23 protein-coding genes are annotated in these 22,072 nt (G+C 67.6%); 10 read left to right on the top strand and 13 right to left on the bottom strand.

The features are described 5' to 3' along the window. Nucleotides 1–18: 18 nt before the first annotated feature. Nucleotides 19–1,065 (top strand): sulfate/molybdate ABC transporter ATP-binding protein, encoded by a 1,047-nt coding sequence (locus tag ASD14_RS00915; protein WP_056127561.1) that lies wholly within the window; start codon nt 19–21, stop codon nt 1,063–1,065. A gap of 186 nt (nt 1,066–1,251) precedes the next feature. Further along, complete coding sequence (gene hemB, locus ASD14_RS00910) at nt 1,252–2,241, top strand: porphobilinogen synthase (protein WP_056127558.1); 990 nt, start codon at nt 1,252–1,254, stop codon at nt 2,239–2,241. 99 nt (nt 2,242–2,340) lie between these two features. Here hemB and ASD14_RS00905 read toward each other — a convergent pair whose 3' ends face one another. Together ASD14_RS00905 and ASD14_RS00900 are read right to left on the bottom strand one after the other, a co-directional pair. Further along, complete coding sequence (locus ASD14_RS00905) at nt 2,341–3,036, bottom strand: alpha/beta hydrolase (RefSeq protein ID WP_056127554.1); 696 nt, start codon at nt 3,034–3,036, stop codon at nt 2,341–2,343. A 140-nt stretch (nt 3,037–3,176) separates the two neighbouring features. Next, the gene (locus tag ASD14_RS00900) at nt 3,177–4,088 is read right to left on the bottom strand and encodes a PD40 domain-containing protein (protein WP_056127551.1); all 912 of its coding nucleotides are present in this window, start codon (nt 4,086–4,088) and stop codon (nt 3,177–3,179) included. A 182-nt stretch (nt 4,089–4,270) separates the two neighbouring features. On the opposite strand from ASD14_RS00900, the gene aroE reads away from it, so the two are divergent. From aroE to ASD14_RS00885, 3 genes are read left to right on the top strand one after another with little or no spacing between them, the layout of a single operon-like run. Further along, complete coding sequence (aroE, locus tag ASD14_RS00895) at nt 4,271–5,119, top strand: shikimate dehydrogenase (protein ID WP_056128783.1); 849 nt, start codon at nt 4,271–4,273, stop codon at nt 5,117–5,119. A gap of 7 nt (nt 5,120–5,126) precedes the next feature. Beyond that, nucleotides 5,127–5,381: a YkgJ family cysteine cluster protein gene (locus ASD14_RS16370; RefSeq protein WP_056127548.1), complete on the top strand. Its 255-nt coding sequence runs from the start codon at nt 5,127–5,129 to the stop codon at nt 5,379–5,381. A gap of 26 nt (nt 5,382–5,407) precedes the next feature. Further along, the gene (locus ASD14_RS00885) at nt 5,408–5,842 is read left to right on the top strand and encodes an SgcJ/EcaC family oxidoreductase (RefSeq protein ID WP_056127545.1); all 435 of its coding nucleotides are present in this window, start codon (nt 5,408–5,410) and stop codon (nt 5,840–5,842) included. A 32-nt stretch (nt 5,843–5,874) separates the two neighbouring features. Here the strand turns inward: ASD14_RS00885 and ASD14_RS00880 are convergent, their stop codons facing one another. The 8 genes from ASD14_RS00880 to ASD14_RS00845 form a co-directional block, all read right to left on the bottom strand. Further along, nucleotides 5,875–7,206 (bottom strand): DUF58 domain-containing protein, encoded by a 1,332-nt coding sequence (locus ASD14_RS00880; protein WP_056127542.1) that lies wholly within the window; start codon nt 7,204–7,206, stop codon nt 5,875–5,877. Next, complete coding sequence (locus ASD14_RS00875; RefSeq protein ID WP_082538645.1) at nt 7,203–8,228, bottom strand: MoxR family ATPase; 1,026 nt, start codon at nt 8,226–8,228, stop codon at nt 7,203–7,205. Before ASD14_RS00875 ends, ASD14_RS00880 begins: the two co-directional genes overlap by 4 nt. After that, entirely contained in the window at nt 8,225–9,463 is a 1,239-nt protein-coding gene (locus ASD14_RS00870) for a DUF4350 domain-containing protein (RefSeq protein ID WP_056127538.1), read from the bottom strand. Before ASD14_RS00870 ends, ASD14_RS00875 begins: the two co-directional genes overlap by 4 nt. Further along, nucleotides 9,460–11,031, bottom strand: a complete 1,572-nt coding sequence (locus tag ASD14_RS00865; RefSeq protein ID WP_056127535.1) for a DUF4129 domain-containing protein — start codon at nt 11,029–11,031, stop codon at nt 9,460–9,462. Before ASD14_RS00865 ends, ASD14_RS00870 begins: the two co-directional genes overlap by 4 nt. Further along, on the bottom strand, nt 11,028–12,038 hold the full coding sequence (locus ASD14_RS00860; RefSeq protein WP_056127532.1) for a stage II sporulation protein M: 1,011 nt from the start codon (nt 12,036–12,038) through the stop codon (nt 11,028–11,030). Before ASD14_RS00860 ends, ASD14_RS00865 begins: the two co-directional genes overlap by 4 nt. Before the next feature lies 1 nt (nt 12,039). Beyond that, nucleotides 12,040–12,723, bottom strand: coding sequence for an RDD family protein (locus ASD14_RS00855; RefSeq protein ID WP_056127528.1), 684 nt, complete (start codon nt 12,721–12,723; stop codon nt 12,040–12,042). Nucleotides 12,724–12,790: 67 nt separating this feature from the next. Then, nucleotides 12,791–13,297 carry an RDD family protein gene (locus ASD14_RS00850; protein WP_056127525.1) on the bottom strand — a complete coding sequence of 169 codons (507 nt, stop codon included), beginning with the start codon at nt 13,295–13,297 and terminating at the stop codon, nt 12,791–12,793. 83 nt (nt 13,298–13,380) lie between these two features. Beyond that, complete coding sequence (locus ASD14_RS00845; RefSeq protein ID WP_056127521.1) at nt 13,381–13,923, bottom strand: gamma carbonic anhydrase family protein; 543 nt, start codon at nt 13,921–13,923, stop codon at nt 13,381–13,383. Nucleotides 13,924–13,982: 59 nt separating this feature from the next. Between ASD14_RS00845 and xth the strand changes: the two genes are divergently transcribed. Next, nucleotides 13,983–14,756: an exodeoxyribonuclease III gene (gene xth / locus ASD14_RS00840; RefSeq protein ID WP_056127518.1), complete on the top strand. Its 774-nt coding sequence runs from the start codon at nt 13,983–13,985 to the stop codon at nt 14,754–14,756. Between the two features lie 275 nt (nt 14,757–15,031). Here xth and ASD14_RS00835 read toward each other — a convergent pair whose 3' ends face one another. Then, nucleotides 15,032–15,304, bottom strand: coding sequence for a GlsB/YeaQ/YmgE family stress response membrane protein (locus ASD14_RS00835; RefSeq protein ID WP_056128776.1), 273 nt, complete (start codon nt 15,302–15,304; stop codon nt 15,032–15,034). 213 nt (nt 15,305–15,517) lie between these two features. Then, nucleotides 15,518–16,897 carry an AMP-binding protein gene (locus tag ASD14_RS00830; protein WP_082538644.1) on the bottom strand — a complete coding sequence of 460 codons (1,380 nt, stop codon included), beginning with the start codon at nt 16,895–16,897 and terminating at the stop codon, nt 15,518–15,520. 95 nt (nt 16,898–16,992) lie between these two features. Here ASD14_RS00830 and ASD14_RS00825 point away from each other — a divergent pair, with 95 nt between their 5' ends. The 4 genes from ASD14_RS00825 to ASD14_RS00810 all read left to right on the top strand — a co-directional run bounded on the left by ASD14_RS00825 (nt 16,993) and on the right by ASD14_RS00810 (nt 20,274). Next, a complete protein-coding gene (locus ASD14_RS00825) occupies nt 16,993–17,616 on the top strand; it encodes a 4'-phosphopantetheinyl transferase superfamily protein (RefSeq protein ID WP_235565271.1) in 624 nt (207 codons plus the stop codon). A 42-nt stretch (nt 17,617–17,658) separates the two neighbouring features. Continuing rightward, nucleotides 17,659–18,306 carry a 16S rRNA (guanine(527)-N(7))-methyltransferase RsmG gene (gene rsmG, locus ASD14_RS00820; protein ID WP_056127515.1) on the top strand — a complete coding sequence of 216 codons (648 nt, stop codon included), beginning with the start codon at nt 17,659–17,661 and terminating at the stop codon, nt 18,304–18,306. Nucleotides 18,307–18,550: 244 nt separating this feature from the next. Then, nucleotides 18,551–19,369, top strand: a complete 819-nt coding sequence (locus ASD14_RS00815) for an AAA family ATPase (RefSeq protein ID WP_056127512.1) — start codon at nt 18,551–18,553, stop codon at nt 19,367–19,369. Next, a complete protein-coding gene (locus ASD14_RS00810; protein WP_056127509.1) occupies nt 19,366–20,274 on the top strand; it encodes a ParB/RepB/Spo0J family partition protein in 909 nt (302 codons plus the stop codon). Before ASD14_RS00815 ends, ASD14_RS00810 begins: the two co-directional genes overlap by 4 nt. Nucleotides 20,275–20,588: 314 nt before the next feature. On the opposite strand, the gene ASD14_RS00805 is transcribed toward ASD14_RS00810, so the two are convergent. After that, nucleotides 20,589–22,067: a PLP-dependent aminotransferase family protein gene (locus ASD14_RS00805; RefSeq protein WP_082538643.1), complete on the bottom strand. Its 1,479-nt coding sequence runs from the start codon at nt 22,065–22,067 to the stop codon at nt 20,589–20,591. Nucleotides 22,068–22,072 lie beyond the last annotated feature (5 nt).

Below are 22,072 nucleotides of genomic sequence, written 5' to 3'. Positions count from 1 at the left end.
CCAGCGGCCGTACGCGGAATGGACCTGCACATCCGTCAACTCAGCAAGCACTACAGCGACGTCGCGGCGCTGGATGCGGTCGACCTCGACATCGCCTCCGGCGAACTCGTGGCGTTGCTAGGGCCCTCGGGTTCGGGCAAGACGACGCTGCTGCGCGTCATCGCCGGATTGCTGCACGCCGACAGCGGACAGGTGCTGTTCGGCGACAAGGATGCAACGCGGCTGAGCCTGCGCGAGCGCAACGTGGGTTTCGTGTTCCAGCATTACGCGCTGTTCAAGCACATGACCGTCGCGGAGAACATCGCCTTCGGCCTGCGCAGCCGTCCGCGCTCCAAGCGGCCCGACAAGGCGACGATCACGCGTCGCGTCGACGAGTTGCTCTCGCTGATCCAGCTCGCCGAGCACGGCGCGCGTTATCCGGAGCAGCTTTCCGGCGGGCAGCGCCAGCGCGTCGCACTGGCGCGCGCGCTCGCGATCGATCCGACCGTGCTGCTGCTCGACGAACCCTTCGGTGCGCTCGACGCGAAAGTGCGCATTGAACTGCGCCGCTGGCTGCGCCGCCTGCACGAGCAGACCGGCCAGACCACGCTATTCGTTACCCACGACCAGGAAGAAGCACTGGAACTTGCCGATCGCGTCGTGGTGCTGCGTGAAGGCCGCATCGAGCAGGTCGGCACGCCGGACGAGATCTACAGCGCGCCGGCTTCGGAATACGTGTTCGACTTCATCGGCCGCGCGAATGCGCTCGATGGCCGCGTGGAATCCGGCCACTTCCTCGCGAATGCGCAACCGCCTGGCTTCGCGACGGACGCGCGGGCCGGCAACGCGCGCCTGTACGTACGCCCGCACGATCTCGCGCTTGCTGGACCAAACGGGGGCTGGAGCGCTCGGGTGGTCGCGGCGCATCGGCTCGCGGACCGGATCACGCTCGAGCTTGAAGTCGAGGGGCAATCGCGGCCGCTGGAATTGGATTTCGCCGCGACACCGGATGTGGAAACGCCGGCCGTGGGCAGCGTGGTCGCGGTGAAGCCTTTGCGATATCAGGTGTATTCGCGGCAGACCTGATTCGCCGCTCCCGCGAAGGCGGACGTCTTTCCTACGGACACGTGTCCGTTCATCCATGAACGTTGTTTTTGCTTGGGCGCCACGCGTGGAGCACAGCAAAGTCCATGGATTCCCGCCTTCGCGGGAATGACGAGCAAAAGCCAAGCTTGAGAAGCGGCCTTTGTCACGGGAGTAGAATGCCGCCCCATGAGCTATCCCTACACCCGCCCGCGCCGCATGCGCCGCGACGACTTCTCGCGCCGGCTGATGCGCGAGACCGTGCTGACCGCGAACGACCTGATCTATCCGGTGTTCGTGCATGAACCCAACGGCCGCGAAGCCATCGCTTCGATGCCCGGTGTCGAGCGCGTCTCGATCGAAGAACTGCTCAAGGTCGCCGAGCAGGCCCACGAACTGCGCGTGCCGGCGCTCGCACTGTTTCCGGTCACCGCACCGGAAGCAAAATCGCTCACCGCCGAAGCCGCCTGGGCCGACGACGGCCTGGTGCAGCGCGCGGTGCGCGCGCTCAAGCAGCGATTCCCTGACCTCGGCGTGATCACCGACGTCGCGCTGGATCCGTACACCACGCACGGACAGGATGGCCTGATCGATGAGAGCGGTTACGTCCTCAACGACGAAACCGTCGAGGCACTGGTGCAACAGACGCTGTCGCATGCGCGCGCCGGCGCCGACATCGTCGCCCCCAGCGACATGATGGACGGCCGCATCGGCGCCATCCGCGGCGAGCTCGAAAGCGAAGGCCACATCCACACCCGCATCCTCGCCTACAGCGCGAAGTACGCGAGTGCGTTCTACGGACCTTTCCGTGATGCCGTCGGTTCCGCCGCCGCGCTCGGCAAGGGCAACAAGTACACCTACCAGATGGACCCGGCCAACAGCGACGAAGCGCTGCAGGAAGTCGCGCAGGACCTGCAGGAAGGCGCCGACATGGTGATGGTGAAGCCGGGCCTGCCCTACCTCGACATCGTGCGCCGGGTGAAGGACGAATTTGGCGTGCCGACCTTCGTCTACCAGGTGAGCGGCGAGTACGCGATGCTCAAGGCCGCCGCGCTCAATGGCTGGCTGGATGAGCGCGCGTGTGCGCTGGAAGCGCTGACCTCGATCAAGCGCGCGGGTGCCGATGGCGTGCTTACGTATTTCGCACTGGATGCGGCGCGCTGGTTGCGCGAAGGCTGAGCGCGCTTCACGTAGCGGCTCGCCGCTACGTGAACATCGATGCGATGCGTCGATGATCCGAGCCGGATGACGCAGACGCGCCGTCCGGCACGACCAGGCTTACGAAGCTACCGCGGCCGCGGCTTCGTCGATCAGGGCCGCCACCTCCGCCGGGCGCGATGCCAGCGACGCGTGGCTTGCATCGAGGACGACGACCTTGCGCGGCTGCATGCGATCCGACATGCGCTTCTGGTTTTCCGGCGCGATCATCCGGTCCTGGCTCGATATCTGGTACCAGCATGGCTTGTGCTTCCAGGCCGGATCGGTCACCGGGTTGCCGAACGTGGACGCCAGCGGCGCCTTCTGGGTCACCGCCATGACCAGGCCCTCTTCGGACGTCAGGTCCTGGCAGAAGCTCTCATGGAACTTGTCGGGTTTGAGCCAGAGGTAGCCGTCGCTGTCCGGCGCGAGGTTGGGCGCTGCGACGGGCAGATGTTCCTGGGTAATGCCGCCCGGACTTTCACCGGCATCGGGCGCGAAGGCGGCGATGTAAACCAGTGCCGCCACGTTGGGCTGGTTGCCGGCTTCGCTGATGACCGCGCCGCCGTAGGAGTGGCCGACCAGGACGACCGGTCCGGGCACCTGCGCCACCATCTTGCGCGTGCGTTCGGCATCGTCGGGCAGCGAGGTCAGTGGGTTTTCCACGGCATGGAGGTTTTCGTATCCCATCCGTTTCAGCTCGATGATGACCTTGGCCCAATGCGCGGCGCCACCCCAGAACCCATGCACCAGCACCACGGTGGGTTTCGTGTTCATGGCCGTTCTCCGAAAGGGACGGCTGCCGGGCTCGGCCGTCGGTGATTGCTGTGCGCGGCGATAGCTCGCGTCAGGCCTCGATGCGATGGTCCTCCGGCATCGTTAAGCAGCAGTGACGGGCGCGCCGGCTTCAACTACAACTACAACTGGACGCAACCGGGCTTTCCCGTCGCAGCCGGCGCCTTCATTCGATAGATATCCAGCTTCCCCGCGCGCGGCGCCTTCGCCGTGCCGGTGACCAGCAACTCGCCCGGCTTGTTCCAGTCGATCGAGGGACCCAGCGTCCAGCCGTCGTTCGTGTTGAACGACAACACCACCGGCGATGCGTCGCCGTAACGCTTGCCATCGCATTGCGCGACAAACAACTGCATCGGCTTGTCCTCCGCATTCGCCGAGCGCGTGAACACGATCGCCTTGCCGCCATCGAGCCATGCCGCATCGAATTCGTCACCGCGCGTGTTCACGCCCGGCAACGGTTTGCGATCGACGAACGCACTGCCATCCCAACGCGCGACGAACAGATCGTGCCGTCCCGCGCCGCCGAAGCCATCGCTGGCGAACAGCAGCGACTTGCCGTCGAGGCTCGGCGCCGGCGCCCACTCGTCGCCCTTGCTGTTCACGCCGGGGCCGAGATTTTCCACCCCGCCGAAGCCGCCGTCCGCGTGCACGGCGACGCGATAGAGATCGTCGCCACCCAGGCCGCCTTCGCGATTGGAGAAGAAATACAGCCAGCGCCCGTTCGCGCTGAACGCCGGATCGAAATCGTTCACCTTCGAGTTGATTGGCAACGGCTGCGCGTCCTGCCAGCGACCCTGTTTCAACGTGGCCTGCCACAAGTCCCAGCCGCCCGTACCGCCGGCGCGATCGGTGCTGCCCCAGACGATGCGCTTGCCGTCGGGGCTGATCGTGGCGCGCACTTCCGAAGCCGGCGTCGACACCACGCCCATGCCTTCAATGCCGAATTCGGCTAGATACGCGTGGGCGAGCCCGGACACCAGCGCGAGGCCCAACACCGCGATGGTTCCGTTTGAAATGACATGACGGCGGGACATGCACGGCTCCTGCGTTAACGAAGCGTGCAAATGTGCCGCAGTTGCTGACTCGCCGCCATCGCAAAAGCCGGCGTCGGCGCACAGTTCGCGACAGCGGGCGTAGACTCGAAACGAACGCGGCCGCCGGCCGGCGTGCTTCGCGTTCCTTTCACTACTCCGTCATGTTTTCGCGCGAGGAATCCATGTCCGTCCAGCGCTATGCCGTCATCGGCCATCCCGTTTCCCATTCCCTGTCGCCGCGCATCCACGCGGCGTTCGCACGGCAGGCCGGCATCGCGCTGGAATACTCCGCGATCGATGCCGCGCCAGAGGACTTCGACGCCGTGCTCGCCGAATTCGCGGCCGAAGGCGGCATTGGCGCCAACATCACCCTGCCGCACAAGACGCGCGCAGCCCAGATCTGCAATTACCTGAGCGAAGCCGCGCAGCGTGCGGGAGCCGTGAATACGCTGATCCGCACCGCCACCGGCTGGCAGGGCGACAACACCGACGGTATGGGCCTGGTGCGCGATCTCACCGACCGCCACAGCCTGGACCTGCGCTCGCGGCGCACATTGCTGATCGGCGCGGGCGGCGCGGCGCGCGGTGTCGCACCGGCGTTGCTCGATGCCGGCATCGGCGACCTCTACATCGTGAATCGCACGGCCGAACGCGCCGACGCGCTCGCCGACGTGCTCGCGCAACCGGGCCGCGTGCATCCGCGTTACCTGAACGACATCGGCAATCTCGGCAACTTCGACCTGGTCATCAATGCGACGTCCGCCGCACGCGGTGGCGATGCGTTGCCGTCCTTGCCGATCAACCTCGTCGCGCCGCGCGGAGCGGCGGTCGACCTGAGCTACGGCGAAGCCGCGGTGCCCTTCCTCGCCTGGGCGCGATCGGCGCGCGCGCACGACTGCATCGACGGGCTCGGCATGCTGGTGGAACAGGCCGCCGAGAGTTTCCAGCGCTGGCACAAGGTGCGCCCGGAAACCGACGCGGTGTACGAGATGCTGCGCAATCGCGACGCGATCCTCGTCACCGCCGACTGACGCTCCTATGGACTGCCGGAACCACTGCGGCGCGTGTTGCATCGCGCCTTCGATTACGTCGCCCATTCCCGGCATGCCGCATGGCAAGCCCGCCGGCATTCCGTGCGTGCAACTGGACGACGATTTCCGTTGCCGGCTGTTCGGAAAGCCGGAGCGTCCCGCGTTCTGTGCATCGCTGAAGCCATTGCTGTCGATGTGCGGGTCAGCGCGAACCGAGGCGCTAGCCGTGCTCACCCAACTGGAACTGGCTACCCGTCCCTAACCAACCGCGGTACGAGGAGTGATGTCATGAGCGAACAGAACGACCCGTTCCTGCAGGTGCTGGACCGTTACGCGGCGGCCGTGGGCGACAAGGATGTCGAGGGCTTCCTGTCCATCTACGGCGAGGACGTGCACATCTTCGACGTGTGGGATACGTGGTCGTTGCAGGGCAAGGCGGCGTGGCGCGATGTCGTGTCCGACTGGTTTTCCTCGCCGGAGAAGCTCGTAGTGACCATTGACGAAGCGCGGTCGACGTCGAGCACGGACCTGGTGGTCGGCCACGCCTTCATCCGTTATGCCGCGATCTCGCCCGATGGCAGGGAATTGCGTTCGGTCGGCAACCGGCTCACGCAGGTACTGCGCAAGACGGACGCGTCATGGTCGATCTCGCATGAGCACTCTTCGGTGCCGATCGATCATTCATCGACGCGTGCGATCTTCCGGCGGGCGACCGCGGTTTGAATTCCGCGCGATCGCTGTCAACGCAGCGATCGCTACAGCAGTCCGTCGCGCTTGATCGCGAGGTATTTTTCCACCAGCGACGCCGCCAGCTGCGCGCAGGCGACGTCCAGCACCATCACGCCGTGGCTGCGCAGCGCATCGTGCGCGGCATTGCGCTTGGCGAGGTATTCCGCGGTGGCGCCGGCGCGGATCGCGGTGGGCAGGTCGTGGACATCCTGCGCCAGCGTCGCATCGAGCGCTTCTTCGCGCAGGCTCGCGACGCAGACGAGATGACGCTTGCGCAGCATCTGCACGGCGGCGAGCAGATCGTCCATGTCTTCATCGCGCAGGTTGGTGACCAGCATTACCAGCGCGCGGCGGCGTTGGCGCAACGAGAGTTCCGTCGCCGCTTGCAGGAAGTCGGTGGCTACCGGCTTGGGCTGCAACGCATAGGTCGCGCGCAACAGGTTGTCGATCGCACCGACGCCGCGTTGAGGCGGCACCCATGCGGTATCGCCGCCGCTGGCGAGCAGGCCGACGCCATCGCCCTGCCGCAATGCGAGATAGGACACCACCAGCGCCGCATCGAGCACGTGGTCGAAGTGCGCCAGCTCGCCATCACGCGCCAGCAGGCGCCGGCCGGTGTCGAGCAGCAGCACCAGCTGCTGGTTCTTTTCGTCCTGGTATTCGCGCGAAATCAGCCGGCGCGCACGCGCCGTCGCCTTCCAGTCGACCTGGCGCAGGCTGTCGCCGACGCGGTATTCGCGCATCTGGTGGAAGTCGGTACCTTCGCCGCGGCGGCGCTTCACGTGCGCGCCGACCAGGCGCGAGGCCTGTTCCGCGCTGAACATCGCGAAGCGCGCGAGTGGGGCGAAGTTGGGGAACACGCGCACGCGCTGCGCATCGCCGGCCACGCGCGATTGCCACCACAGGCGCCACGGTGAATACAGCCGCAACTGCACGCCGTCGAACGTGAAGTCGCCCCGCGCATTCGCGCGCAGCGAATAGTCGAGAGTCGTGGCCTCGCCACGCTGCAGTTGCAGGCGTCGCGGCAAGCCCTGCATCGCCCAGCTGCCGGGATGCAGGTCGAAGATGTCGACCCGTTGCGCATTGGACGCGACCAGCTTCAGCGTCACCGGACGCTCGACGCCGATCGGCCACGTGTCGGGCACGCGGCGCTGCACGTCGGGCGTCGCGCGCTGCATCACCCGACGCGCATCGAAGGCAGCGAGCAACAACAGCGCAATGCCTGCTGCCTGCCACACCGAGGCAGCGACGAAGGCGATGCTCGCGGCGAGGCCGAACGCAGCCCACAACACGAGCAGCACCAGCATCGCGGGCGCGGGACGCGGCCAGCTACGCGAAGGTGTCGCCGCCTGAGTCATTGCCGCGGCGCTTCCACCTTCGAAAGGAGCGCATGCAGCACGTCATCGGGTTCCTGCCCTTCGATCAGCAGCTCCGGCGCGAGGGCGACGCGGTGGCGCAAGGCCGGCTTGGCGATCTCGCGCACGTCGTCGGGTGTGACGAAGTCGCGGCCGCCGAGCACCGCCTGCGCACGTGCCGCACGCACCAGCGCGAGGCTGCCGCGCGGCCCAGCGCCGAGCGCGATGCCGGCCCAGTCGCGCGTCGCCGCCGCGATACGCACGGCGTAATCGATCACCGCGTCGTCGACCGTGACCTGCGCGGTGCCGAGCTGCATGGCGACGATTTCGTCCGGACCCACGACGCGACGCACCTGCGAGAGATCGAAGTCGGAGGCCATGCGTCCCTGGCTCACCGCGGCGACCATCTTCTTCTCGTCCGCGCGCGAGGGATAACCGATCAGCACCTTCAGCAGGAAGCGGTCGAGCTGCGCCTCGGGAAGTGGATAGGTACCTTCCTGCTCCACCGGGTTCTGCGTGGCGAGGGTCAGGAATGGCGGCGGCAGTTCGAAGCTGTGTCCTTCGATCGTCACCTGCAATTCCTGCATCGCTTCGAGCAATGCGGACTGCGTCTTCGCTGGCGCGCGATTGATTTCGTCGGCGAGCAGCAGGTTGGTGAACACTGGGCCGCGACGGATGTTGAAGGTTTCCGTCTTCGGGTCGTATACCGCATGGCCGCTGATGTCCGACGGCATCAGGTCGGGCGTGAACTGCACGCGCGCGTAGCCGCAATCGAGCGTCTTCGCCAACGCGCGTACCAGCAGCGTCTTGCCCAGGCCAGGCACGCCTTCGATCAGTGCATGGCCGCCGGCGAGCAGCGCGATGATGACGTGGTCCAGCGCTTCGGCCTGGCCGATGAACGCCTTGCCGACTTCGTCGCGGATGGCGCTGGCGCGTTGCGCGAGCGCGTCGCCGGTGATGGGCGTGATCGCGCGCGGGGCGGCCACATGATCCGGAGCCAGGGAAGGAATCAGCGTGTCGCTCATAGTCGGTTTCTCAGTCGGATCAGCGTGGCGATGCGGGTGCGGAAGGCGGTGTGGTCGTTCGCGAAGGGTGGCAGCAGCGCGTCGCGGATTTCGCTTGCCGGCACGTCGGGAAAACGTTGCGATAGCAGCATCAGCTGCGGCTCGCCCTGCAATGCGGCGGCCTGCGGGTCGCGGCGGCGCAGGCGCGCCAGGAAGGCGTTGCGCGCGGCGTCATAGAGCAAGTGCGCGTAGCCGTAGCGATAGGCGAGTTCGCCGCTGGCGGTGATGTGTTCGAGTAGCGATCGCCGCTCGAGCGCCGGCGCGGCGAACTGCGGGCCGAAGCGCTGCATGCGTCGCCACAGCCAGAACACCAGTGCGAGCATCAGCGGCCCCCACGCCATCCAGCTGTGCCGGATCAGCGTCGCCCATAGCGACGGCATCTGCGCGGCGTAGACCAGGTGCACGGTGCCTTCGCGGTAGTTCGGCTGCAGCAGCTGGCGGGCGAGCTCGAAACTGGCCGGCTGCTCGAGTCCGTCGCTGCCGAGGAAGCCCAGATCGGCGAGCACGTCGACGCTGCCGCTGCCGCGCAGCAGGCGCGCGAAGACGTAGCCGTTCTTCAGATCGCCCCAGCTATGCACGGGATTGGCGCCGACCAGGGTGAAGCGACGGTCGCCGCAGAACAGGAAATCATGGCCCGCGGAACCAGCATCCTCATCGCCAACGAGCGCCCCCGCCCGCGCCGCGGCCGGATCGGCCGGTTGCGCACGGATGCCCTTCACTTCCGCGCATTCGTTGGCATCGCGCCCCAGCGGCATCAGCTGCAGGTCGGCGAACAACGGCACCGGCGAATTGGTGGCCAGCAGGCCCATTGGCGGCGTGCGCACGATCAGGTGGCCGCCATGGCTGACCCAGCGCAGCAACTCGTCGATTTCGGCGCGGCTCAGCGTGCGCGGATCGTTGTAGATCACCACGGTGTCGCGCGGTTTCAGCGGAACGGTGGTTTCCGTGCCGCCTTCCGGCAGCAATTGCAGGCGCCGGCGCGAGTTCACCTTGATGCCGTCCTTCTGCAGCGCGACCTGCAGCGCGTACAGCGGATTGCGCCGCGCTTCGCCGGTGCGCGGCATCGGAATGCTGCGTTCGACGCGCTCGTGCGTATGCAGCCACCACGCGGTGAGCCCGGCAAGCACGACGATGCCGAGCAGCACGAGCACCACCGTGCGCAGCACCTGCGGACGCGGCATCGGTTGCGCGCTCATGCCGGCACCCCGGTTCGCGACCAGAAGAAGCGCTGCGACAACTGCGTGAGCAAGGCGTCGAATTCATCGTCGTCGGGCAGCCCGTGCGCGTACGCGGCGATCTGCCACACCCGCACGATGCGCGCGAAGGCTTCGCGCTCATCCGCGTTCGGCAGCTGGCGCGAGGCACGTAGCGTATGCGCCTCGGTTGCACCGGGCACCAGCACCACATGCGCGCGCTGCGTCATCGCTTCGACGCTTGCGCGATAGAGCAGCGCCAGCGCATCGCGGCCACGCCCGGACTGCCACAGGCGCCGCGCGGTGGCGGGGACATCGTCGGGAAGCGGCGATTCCTCCGCGATCACTTCGCGAATCACTTCATCGCTGGTGCGTTCGCGCCGGCCCGGCATGTCGCGGACCCAGCCCAGCCACTTCGGCGCGGTCACCAGCAGCGCGAGCAGCACCGCACCCGCCACGACCCACAGCCCGTACTCGCCGATAGATGCGAGCCATTGGCCGAGTTTTCCGAATCCCTCGAACGGGCGCGGCGGCTCGTCGGGCTTCTGCTCCTTCGGCACCCACTGCGTCACCGTGCGCTTCGGGCTTACGGTGGGATCTTCGTAGGCGCGCTTCACCGCCTGCTGCCAGCCATCGTCCTCGACGACGCGTTCATCGAAGACTTCCTGCAAGGTCGACTGCGGGCGCCTGTCCTGCAAGCGCGGCTGTTCGGTGGAAGGCGCGGATGCATCGGGAACGAACGGCTCGTCCTGCGCGCGGGCGGGGTGCATTGCGCCAGACCACAGCGCGCACAGCAGCACCAGCGGCGCGCTTACCTGGGTAAGGCGCTTGCGCAGGCGGCGCAACACCATTTCGATGTCCCAGGCTTCGATCTCGGTGCGGCGGTTGAGGTACAGGCCGAAGCCGGCGCCGACGTAGAACGGTTCCAGCACGCTCGTCGCCATCCACATCAACGCGTTCGTCGCGACCTGCACCCACGGCTGCTGCGACTCGAACACGTTCCACATCCGCGCCGCGGTTTCCTGGATCACATCGGCCGGTACGAACAGCATCACCGCGGATATCGCGCCGAGCACCAGCGCCATCTCGAAGTGCGCGAACACCAGCAGCACTACCGAGCCGACGCCATACACCGGCGAGCCGAGCGCACGCCGACGTGCACGCGCTTCCTCCCCCGCGCTGCCCTCCAGCAGATCCACCGGCAGGTAGAGGGATCGCACCGGACTCAATCGGCGCCAGATGAGATACGCGAACATCCAGCGCGTACCGAAACCGCGCTGCGCACGCATGGTTTCGCGCGTCGATGGCACGTGGCCGAACACGGCGCGCGACAGTACGTACAGCGGAATGCGATCGAACACCGGCTTCAGCCACCACATCACCAGGCCGGCCAGCCAGATTTCGCCGATCAGGCTGCACAGCACGTTCAGCAGCACGAACGCAGGCAGCGACAACAGCAGCCACGGTTTCCATACCGCGCCTGCGTGGCGCCGCACGAGCGTGGTGCCGAGCTCGACCGCTTCCCACGCGGTGCGCGGACGCAGGGCGACGGTGAGGTCTTCGATCTTCATGCCACGTCCGCGGCGTGAAGCCGGTTGCGCCCGCCCGCGAGCAGCCACGTGAACACGCCCGTCCACAGCACCGCGGCCACCGAATACTTCACCGATGCCGGCATCCAGCCGATCGAGGACCAGAACGCCTCGATGAACGCCGCGACCAGCAGCATCACCAGCACGCCCACGCTCAGCAGTGCGCCGCGGCGCCCGGCTTCGACCAGCGCGTCGATGCGGCGGCGTTGCCCGGGCGCGATCAGGTTGAGGCCGAGCCGCAGTCCCGCGCCGCCGGCAATCACTATCGCGGTGAGTTCGAAGGAAGCGTGCCCGCAGACGAAGCGCCAGAACGGATCGCCGTGCCCGACCGCCTGCAGATGGCTCGCGATGGCGCCTGCACGCACGCCTTCGGTGACCAGCGACAGGATCGGCCCGAGGCAGACCAGCAGGCCGCTGGCGAACACGCGGAAGCCGATGCTGATGTTGTTCCAGATGTAGTAGCCGAACATGGCGACGTCGGTGCCGTCATCGCGGCCGAGTGCGCGGCGCGGATCGTTCGGGTCGTACATGTCTTCCATACCCGCGAGCTGCACCGGGTCGTAGAGCGCGCTGGAGAGATCGGGCTGGATCTGGATCGCGGTGTACATCACCACCAGCGGCACGACGAACAGCGCCATGGCCGCGAGCATCACGCCCTTTTCTTCCCGCACGAGGCGCGGGAATCCGCCGAGCAGGAATTCCACCGCGCGCCGCCAGCGCGGCGATGGCGTGCGATACAGCACGCCATGCCCACGCTGCATCAGCTGCTGCAGGCGATCGGTGACCACCGCGCTGTAGCCGCGCCGGCGCGCCAGTGCGAGCTGCTGGCACAGACGGCGGTAGCGTTCGGGCATCTCGTGGTCACGCAGCCCGTGCCAATCGCGCCGCTGCGCGCGTGCCTTGCGCGCGTTGCCGCCACGCGCATCCAGCCATTGCTCGAAGGCGGTCCATTCGGCCTGGTGGCGGTGGACGAAGGTCTCCTGGCGCATCTCAGCTCCGCCGTCCGAGCAGCCAGTTGGCGATGCCGTACAGCCGCGCCACGGCGAGCGAGCCGCGCGCCTGCACCAGCGGCTCGGCGAGGTCCGCGAGTTCGGCTTGGCGTTCCTGCGTGAGCTGCGGGCCACGTTCGCCGAACGCGACGAGCGCGGCCTGTTCGTGCGGCAACAAAACCACGGCGGGCGCGAGCGCGGCGCTCACCGGCGCGGCCTGCGGCTCGTGCGGACGTGCGTCGTGCACCACCAGCGTGCCCGCGACCATGTCACCCAACCGGCGCCCCCACGGATCGGCGAGGCTGGCGAGCAGGCCGGTGGCATAGCCGAACGGCAGCATGTCGATCGTGCGCATCAAATTGCGGGTGAAGGCGGCGAGCCAGCCGACCGGCGCGCCATTGGTGGCAATCACGCGCAGCCCGAGCGCGCGCTTGCCGGGCGTGCGGCCGTGATCGAGCACCTCGAACAGCACCGGGTAGAACCAGAACACCACGAACATCAGTATCGCGTACGGCCCGAAGCCCGCGGTGCCGAGCATTGCCAGCACCATGCTCGCGACCATCAGCACGACCATGCGGATCGACAGGTCGATTGCCCACGCCAGCGCGCGCGGCACCGGTCCCGCGGCGGGCAGGTGCAGGGCCACGCCTTCGGGCGTGACCACTTCGCGGTAGGTGTCGAGCATCGAAGCGCGCGTTGAACTATGGGCGCCGCCGTTGTTCACTGTCGTGCTGCTCAATGGCGCTCCACGGTCAGGCGTCGACCACGATGGTGTCGGCCATCATGTCGTGCAGGCAGCGGCGTTCGTTGCCGAAAATGAAGAGCACGTCCGGCAATACGAAGAGCGGGCCAAGAAAAAAACCGATCAGCCACGGCACGCACATGCGCAGGCCGAAGACGCGGCCCAGGTCGGCATCGCTTCCATCCGTGCGGACGATACGGATACCCAGCCAGCGCTTGCCGACTGTCTGGCCGCTTTCGCTCAGCAGGCTCAGGTTGTAGACAAACAGGCCGAGCAAGGCAGCCAGCACCATCAACAGCGCCAGGCTCACGAATCCTCCATGACGCGAGCCATCTCGCAGCAGGATCAGGGCGAGGAACGGCAGGAAGCAGGCTGCGTACAACAGCTGGTCGATGATCCTGGCCAGCAGGCGTTCTCCCCGGCCAGCCAGGTCGGCCTGGCCCGTGGCGGGAAGCGGCGGTGGAACAGACGGAAGCGGCGCGCCCGGCGCGGCATATGGATTCTGCATTTCTTCCATGCGAACGAGCTTCCCCGGCTCCCCTTCCCGGTCGACTGTAAGGCGCCGCAGCGACAGCGACAACCACGGAATCCGTGAGCCGCCTACACCGTGGCCAGGCCGAGATACTGGTTCTTGAGCCGCACGTAATGCTGCGCCGAGTAGTACAGCGCCTCGATCTCGGCATCGCTCAGCATCCGCACCTTCTTCGCGGGATTGCCGAGCCACAGCTCGCCTTCGCCCACGACTTTCCCGGGCGCAATGAGTGCGCCGGCGCCGACGAAGCCGTGCTTCCTCACCACCGCGCCGTCGAGCACGATCGCGCCCATGCCGATCAGCACCGCGTCCTCGATGCGGCAGGCGTGGATGATCGCCTTGTGGCCGATGGTCACGTCGTCGCCGATTACCGTGGCGAAGCCGCCGAGTTTCGCGTGCGGCCCGTCGTGGCTGACGTGGACGACGGTGCCGTCCTGGATGTTCGTGCGCGCGCCCACGCGGATGAAGTTGACGTCGCCGCGCACGACGGTGCCGGGCCAGATCGAAACGTCGTCGCCGAGGACCACGTCGCCGATCACGCTCGCGGCGGGATCGACGTAGCTGCGTTCGCCGAGGAGCGGCGTCTTGTCGAGATAGGGACGGATGTTCATGCCGCGATTGTACGGCGCGCATGCGCCGTGGCCGGAAACAGCCGCGCTACACTCCGCCCATGAAAATCGCCAGCTGGAACGTCAACTCCCTCAACGTCCGCCTGCCGCACCTGCAGCAGTGGCTGCAGGAATTCCAGCCGGACGTGGTCGCACTGCAGGAAACCAAGCTCGAGGACCCGAAATTCCCCGATGCCGCACTGGCCGAACTCGGCTATCGCAGCGTGTTCTGCGGGCAGAAGACCTACAACGGCGTCGCCCTGCTCAGCCGCACGCCGTTCGCGGCCGAGTGCGTCATGGCAATCCCGAATTTCGACGATCCGCAGAAGCGCGTGCTCGCCGCGACGATCGGTGACATCCGGGTGGTCGATTTGTATGTCGTCAACGGCGAATCCGTCGGCAGTGAGAAGTTCGCCTACAAGCTGCGCTGGCTCGAAGCCGTGCGCGAATGGCTGCGCGAGGAGCTGAAGCAGTTCCCGAACATGGTCGTGCTCGGCGACTTCAACATCACGCCCGACGACCGCGACGTGCACGATCCCAAGCGCTGGCGCGAGAAGATCCTGTGCTCGACGCCGGAGCGCGAAGCGTTGCGCGGGCTGCTCGACCTCGGCCTGCACGACAGCTTCCGCCTGTTCAACGACGAACCCGGGCACCACAGCTGGTGGGACTACCGCCTGAATGCGTTCACGCGGGGCTGGGGCTTGCGCATCGACCTGGTACTGGTGAGCGAAGCGTTGCGTTCGCGCTGCGTCGCCGCCGGCATCGACACCGCGCCGCGTATTCGCGAACGGCCGAGCGACCATACGCCGGTGTGGGTGGAGATCGCGGACGCCTGATCCTTCTAGCCCGCGCTGATCCCTCTCCCCACACAGCGTGCCCGAAGGGCGGGTGCGAGCTGCTCTTGCTTTGCGCTGTCTTCCAATGCCCAAAAAGCAACTCGCTTCGCTCGTCCCCCAGGGGTGCTTCCTTCGGGCGTCTGCCCTTCGGGCATCTTCTCCCGCTTGCGGGGAGAAGAATTCCAACTGTTCATCCGTAGCCGACAAGAAACCTTCTCCGCACAAAAAACAAAGGCCCGGACATCCGGGCCTTTGCACACCACGCGACCGTGCGATCAGCGCACGCGACCGCGTCGGAACAGATTGATGATGGCCAGCAGAACTACTGCGCCTACCAGCGACAGCAGCAGACTGGTCAGGTTGAAGGCACCGTCATTGATATCCGCACCACCGATGCCGAGCATGCTGCCGATCCAACCGCCCAGGAAGGCACCGATGATGCCGACGACGATGTTGAGGAAGAGGCCTTGCTGGGCGTCGGTCCTCATGACCAGGCTCGCCAGCCAGCCGATGATGCCGCCTACGATCAGCCAAATAATGAAACCCATCATGTGCGCGTTCTCCTTCCAGCTGCGAGTGGGAAAACAGTGGATCCGACTCGGATATCCGCTTGGAACATCCTTTCGGAATCCGCTCCCGCAAAGGGGGGCAGCTGGAGTCTGTGCGCGCTTGCGTGATGGCCGCGTCCATGAATTCAGCCGCGTTCCGGAGCGGTTCCGGAACAATGAAAAACCCGTGAAACGCGCGTAGAACGCGCGTGATCAGGCGCTGTTGCGCAGCAGTTCGGCGAGCGCTTCGCGCGGCAGTTTTCCGGTTTCGTTGCGCGGCAACATGGACACCAGTCGCAACGGCCGCGGAAGGAACACCGCATCGACGTGCGCGCGCAATGCCGACATCAGGGAACGTTCGTCCTGCCCCGGCGCGACGGCCAGCGCCGCGATGCGGGCAACGCCGGTGCGCTCGCACGGGTCGAGCTGGAACACGACGCCGTCGCGCACGCCCGGCACGGCGAGCAGGCGCCGGGTGAGATCACCCAGCGATGCGCGCTTGCCCGCGATCTCGATCAGGTCGGCGTTGCGGCCGCGCAATTCGAAGCGGCCATCGGCGTGCACTTCCATCAGGTCCGCAAGCACGACGCGGTGGGCGAGGTGCCGTGCCTGCACCGCAGTGCCGTCGGGTTGCGAAACCAGCTGCACGCCGGGCAACGGTGTCCACGCCTCTTCGCAGGCGGTGCGGCGGCGCGCGATCACGCAGGTCTCGGTCGAACCGAACACCTCGCGCACTTCGCAACCGAAGCGTTGCTCGGCGGCGACAGCAAGTTCGCGCGACAGCGGCGCCGTCGCCGACACGATCGCGCGCAATGGAGGCAGCACCGCGTCGGATTCGACCAGCGCGCGCAGGTGCACCGGCGTGGTGACGAGCAGCGGCGGCGTGTGTGCGTCATGCAGCGCGCGCGCGATGTCGGCCGGGAAGAACGGGCGCGCGCCATGCACCGCGACCGGTCCCAGCAGCGGCAGCAGCACCGACATCTCCATGCCGTACATGTGCTGCGGCGGCACGGTCGCCACCAGCGGCGTGGTGCCGGAATGATCGAGGAGGTCGTCGAGCGCGGCGAGGTTCTGCGCGGTGCTGGCGCGGAACGAGGTCCATGTTTTCGGATTCGGCCTGGGCCGTCCGGTGCTGCCGGAGGTGTAGCCGATCGCGATCAGCAGGTCGTCGGGAATTTCCAGCGGCTCGCCGTCCTGCTGCGGCAGTGCCGCCGGCAGTTGCCAGCGCCGGTGTTGCGCAGATACCGCGGCTTCGTCACAAGCAAGCACATCGCCGAGCACATAGCTGTCGCGATGCTGCGCGAGCACTTCATCGACCACCGCGGGCGCGCGCGACGGCGGCAACAGCGTCGTCTGCCCGCGCAGCGCGGCCGCGCACAGAGCGACCATGAAGCGGTAGCGGTCCTCGCACAGGTTCACCGCGAAGCCGGCCTCGGGAAGGCATCCGGCGACGGCGCGGACTTCGCGCATGAAACGGCCCAGCTCGATCCCGCCCTGGGCACCGAAAGCGAGCAGGCGCGCAGGCGCACCCGTGACCAGCCGGACCCGGCGATCGTGCGGTTGACCTGCAATGGATTGCACGACGGCCGACATAGTCCCCCCGGACATGCACTGTGCTGGCGTGATGGAGCGTGAACTCCATCCTCGGTGTTTTCCCCTGCGCTATGTTACCGGCCCCGGCGCCGGCCATGCGCCAGCCCGCGCACCTGACCTCCCGGATGCCCGTTTCCACCGTCTTCATCGAGTCCCATTCCGACCGCGCGCTGCGCTGGAGCTGGCACGCGCACGTGCACGGCACGCCCACCGACCCGGTGGCGCAGCAATGGCTGGCCGCGACACTGGGCGTGGCGCCCGAGATGCTCAATCTGGGCCGCGAGCCGCGCGGCCGCCCCTATCTGGGCCCGCCGCATGCCGATTACGACTGCAGCTGGAGCCACAGCGGCGACGGCCTGCTGATCGCGCTGGGCCACGGCGTGCAGTTGGGCGTGGACTGCGAACGCGTGCATGCGCGGCCGCGCGCGCTGGAACTGGCGTGGCGCTTCTTCACTCCGCCCGAGCACGACTGGCTCGCCGCCACCGAACCCGGCACGACGCGCGACCGCGCCTTCCTGCGCCTGTGGTGCGCGAAGGAAGCAGTGCTGAAGGCGCACGGGCACGGGCTGTCGTTCGGGCTCGAGAAACTGCGCTTTGCCGAAACCGGAGAGGCGCTGGCACTGGTGGAATGCGATGCGGCGCTGGGTGCGGCGAACGACTGGTCGCTGCACGAATTCGAGCCCGCACCCGGCTATGTCGCGGCACTGGCGTGGCGTTGAGGCGGCGCTCCGGTCACAGGACGCTCCGGTCATAATTTGCCGATGACGCTTTCCCCCGCCCTGCGCCCCACGCTCGAAGCCGGCCTCCGCGAGCTCGCCCTCGATCCCGCCTTCGCCGAGCCGCTGCTGGCCTACCTCGCCCTGCTTGCGCGCTGGAACCAGACCTACAACCTCACCGCGGTGCGCGATCCGCAGGAAATGGTTGGCAGGCACCTGCTCGATTCGCTGGCGATGCATCCGTTCGTCGATGCGCTGGCGCAACGCGGCGGCAACCTCGCCGACCTCGGCACCGGTCCCGGCCTGCCCGGCATTCCGCTCGCCATCGTCAAACCCGGCCTGCGCGTGACCCTGGTCGAGAGCAACGGCAAGAAGGCCCGTTTCCTGCGCGAAGCCGTGCGCCAGCTGGCAATGAAGGACGTGCGCGTGGCCGAATCGCGGATCGAAGCCGTGGCCGAGCCCGGCGCCTACGACGCGATCACCGCGCGCGCGCTCGCCACGCTGCCGCTGATCGTCGAACTCGGCGGCCACCTGCTCAAGCCCGATGGCGTCCTGCTGGCGATGAAGGGCGTGTACCCGGCCGACGAGATTGCCGCGCTGCCCGACGGCTGGATCGCCGCCGCTTCGCACCCGCTGCGCGTGCCGGGGGTCGCGGGCGAGCGCCACCTGATCGAGGTCCGCCGCTCGTCCTAGCGCCGTTGCCCATATAGCGCCATGACCGCGCGGAGCAAGCAGCCGCGGCACTACCCAGCAGCCGCTGAACGGCCGCCAGGCCCAACCTGCGTCACAAACCCGACGCCCCGTCGGCGGTGTACCGCCCGCAGGGCGGTTCCAGCGGCGACAGTTATCGCGGCGCGTCCCGCGCGTGCGATAACGCATAATCCCTAGCCCGGCCGGGGTCCCCGGTCCACCACGCATTACCGAGGCAACGAGCCGCATGGCCCGCATCATCGCTGTCGCCAACCAGAAAGGTGGGGTCGGCAAGACCACCACCGCGGTCAACCTGGCCGCTGCCCTCGCCAAGACCCCCAAGCGCGTGCTGCTGGTCGACCTCGACCCGCAGGGCAACGCGACCATGGGCAGCGGCGTCGACAAGCGCGAGATCGAGGACACGATCTGCGACGTGCTGCTGGGCGAGGCGAACGTGGCGCAGATCCTCAAGCGCACCGCCGAAGACTTCGACCTGCTGCCGGCCAACATCGAACTGACCGCCGCGGAAATCAGCCTGATGGGCGAATCCGGCCGCGAGCAACGCCTCAAGACCGCACTCGCCCCGCTGCGCGCGAACTACGACTACATCCTGATCGACTGCCCGCCGGCACTGTCGCTGCTCACCCTCAACGCGCTGACCGCCGCCGATTCGATCATCGTGCCGATGCAGTGCGAGTACTACGCGCTGGAAGGCATCAGCGCCCTGCTCGACACCATCGACGCGCTCAAGGCCAACCTCAATCCGCAGCTCGAGATCGAAGGCGTGCTGCGCACCATGTTCGACGTCCGCAACAACCTCGCCAACGCGGTGTCGGCGGAACTCACCAAGCACTTCGGCGAACGCGTGTTCCGCACCATCGTGCCGCGCAACGTGCGCCTGGCCGAAGCACCCAGCCACGGCCAGAGCATCGTCGGCTACGACCGTGCCAGCCGCGGCGGCATCGCCTACATGGGCCTGGCCGGCGAAGTGCTGCGCCGCCAGCGCGAGCGCGAGCAGGCCGCCAAGACCGCGAGCGCAACCGCGCCGAAGGAAACCGTGGCATGAGCACGCCGAAGAAGCGCGGCCTCGGCCGCGGACTCGAAGCCCTGCTCGGCCCGAAAGCGGCCGCCGAGGCGCCCGCCCTGGTGGAAGCGCAACCGGGCGACGCCCTGCGCACGCTGCCGATCGACGCCCTCACGCCGGGCAGGTACCAGCCGCGCAAGACGATGGACCAGGGCAAGCTCGCCGAACTGGCCGAATCGATCAAGGCACAGGGCGTGATCCAGCCGGTGGTCGTGCGAGAGATCGGCGGCAAGGCCTACGAGATCATCGCCGGCGAACGCCGCTGGCGCGCCTCGCAGCTCGCCGGGCTGAGCGAGATCCCGGTGGTGATCCGCGAAGTCGACGACCGCACCGTGGTCGCGATGGCGCTGATCGAGAACATCCAGCGCGAAGACCTCAACCCGCTCGAAGAAGCCGTCGCGCTGCAGCGACTGATCGACGAATTCGACCTGACCCACGCGCAGGCCGCCGATGCGGTCGGCCGTTCGCGCGCCGCGGTGTCCAACCTGCTGCGCCTGCTTGAGCTGCCGCAGGAAATCCGCGTGCTGCTCGATACCAAGTCGCTGGAAATGGGCCACGCCCGCGCGCTGCTCACGCTCGCGCCGCAGGCCGCGATCGCACTCGCGCGCCAGGCCGCCGAGAACGGCTGGTCGGTGCGCGAAGTCGAACACCGCGCGCAGCTGCTGGCCTCCGGCAAGGTCGGCGGCACTGCGAACACCAGGACGAAGCCGCAGAAGGCCAGGCCGCAGGCCGATATCGCCGCGCTCGAACGCGAGCTCTCCGAATCACTGAGCACCCAGGTCAACGTGCTGCATGGCCGCGGAGGCAAGGGCCGCCTGGTGATCCATTACAGCGACCTGGATTCGCTGGAAGGCGTGCTGGAGCGGTTGCGCAGCAAGGCGGAATAACGGCGTTACGGGATGTCCCCTTCTCCCCGCGAGCGGGAGAAGGTGCCCAACGGGCGGATGGGGGGCGCGCCGGCGGAGACCGGCGCCGCCAATGCCGAGTTCACTCGCTACTCTCCCTCACCCTGCGTCGCTTCGCGACGCTGTCCCTCGCTCTGCCTCCCGGCCCTTGCGCATAGCGCAAGGGCGTTCAGTCGGGCGTGCGCCAATGGCGCACAAGCGCCCGCCTTCACCCCGCAAGCGGGGCGAGGGTGGCATTCACCGCTTTGGCAGTGCAATCGAGCCAAGCGCTACAAAGCAGCGGAGCACGCTCCGCTCTACAAAGCAGAACTCTCCAGCGCCTTGCGCAAGCGCCGCAACGCCGGCGCGATTTCCTCCGCATCGATCACGCCGTAACCGAACACCAGCGCCGGCGCCTGCACCGGCAACGCCGCGTATTCGGCAATCGACTGCACGCCCGGCGTGTGCTGCCGCGCCTTCGCGATCACGCGTTCCGCCTGCGCAGGATCGCGGATGCGCACCGCCAGATGCAGTCCCGCTTCCGAAGGAATCGGCTCCAGCCACGCGTCCAGTTCGCGCTCGATGCCTTCCAGCAGTGCCTCGCGGCGCTGCGCATACACGCCGCGCATGCGCCGCACGTGGCGGGCGAGATGGCCGTCGCGGATGAAGGCGGCAAGCACCGATTGGGTGGTCGTGTCGCAATGCGAATCGGCGGCATGCTTCACCGCGATGAAGTTCTCGCGCGCCCATGCGGGCACGACGACGAAGCCTTTGCGCAGCGATGGAAACAGGCTCTTCGAGAACGTTCCGACATAGAACACGCGCGCCTCGCGATCCAGCGTCTGCAACGCATCGAGCGGACGCCCACCGTAGCGGAACTCACCGTCGTAGTCGTCTTCGATGATCACGGCGTCATGCGCGCGTGCGTAATCGAGCAGCGCCATGCGCCGGCGCAACGACAGCGCCGCGCCGGTCGGAGACTGGTGCGAAGGCGTGACGCTGATGACGCGTACGCCCGGCGGCAACGCTTCGACCTGCAGGCCCTCGTCATCGACCGGCATCGGCACCAGCGTCGCCCCTGCGGCGGCGAACGCGGCGCGCACCGGCGGATAACCCGGTTCTTCCACCGCGACCCGGGTCTCACCCGGGGTGACCAGCAGGCGCGCGAGCAGGTCGAACGCCTGCTGCGCGCCGGACGTCACCACGACATCCTCGGCCACGCACGCGACCGCGCGGGCGAATGCGACATGCTTCGCGATCGCTTCGCGCAACACCGGAATGCCCTGCGACGGCGGATAACCGAACGCGGTCTTCGACCACGTACGCAGCGACTGCGCCATCAGCCGCCGCCACACGGCGTGCGGGAACTGCGTGTGATCGGGCACGCCGAGGCGGAAGCTGCGCGGCGGCAGCGCACGCGATGAAGACGTGTAGGTTTGCGTTTGCCGCCAACGCGGATTGATCCGCGCATCGCCGGTGGCGCGAACGGATGGCGCCGATCGTGCCTGCAGCCGCGTGGCGACATCGGCGACGACCGCCTTCGCGCCCGGGCGCGGCACCACATAGCCCTCCGCGACCAGCAGGTCGTACGCGGCGATCACCGTGTTGCGTGCGATCGCCAGCCCCGCCGCAACCCGGCGCGTGGAGGGCAGCGTGGACCCGGCCGCCAGCCGTCCGTCGAGGATCGCGGCGCGCAGTTGTTCGTGCAGGCGGCGCGTGCGCCGGTGCCGGCCGCCATCGCCACCGTCGCTCTCGAAGTGGATGGGGAATTCGAAGACTGGTTCCTGCGAAGGCATCGGGG

The sequence above is a fragment of the Lysobacter sp. Root494 genome (assembly GCF_001427225.1).
Lineage (GTDB): Bacteria > Pseudomonadota > Gammaproteobacteria > Xanthomonadales > Xanthomonadaceae > Agrilutibacter.
This window is presented reverse-complemented; position numbering and strand designations above follow the sequence as displayed.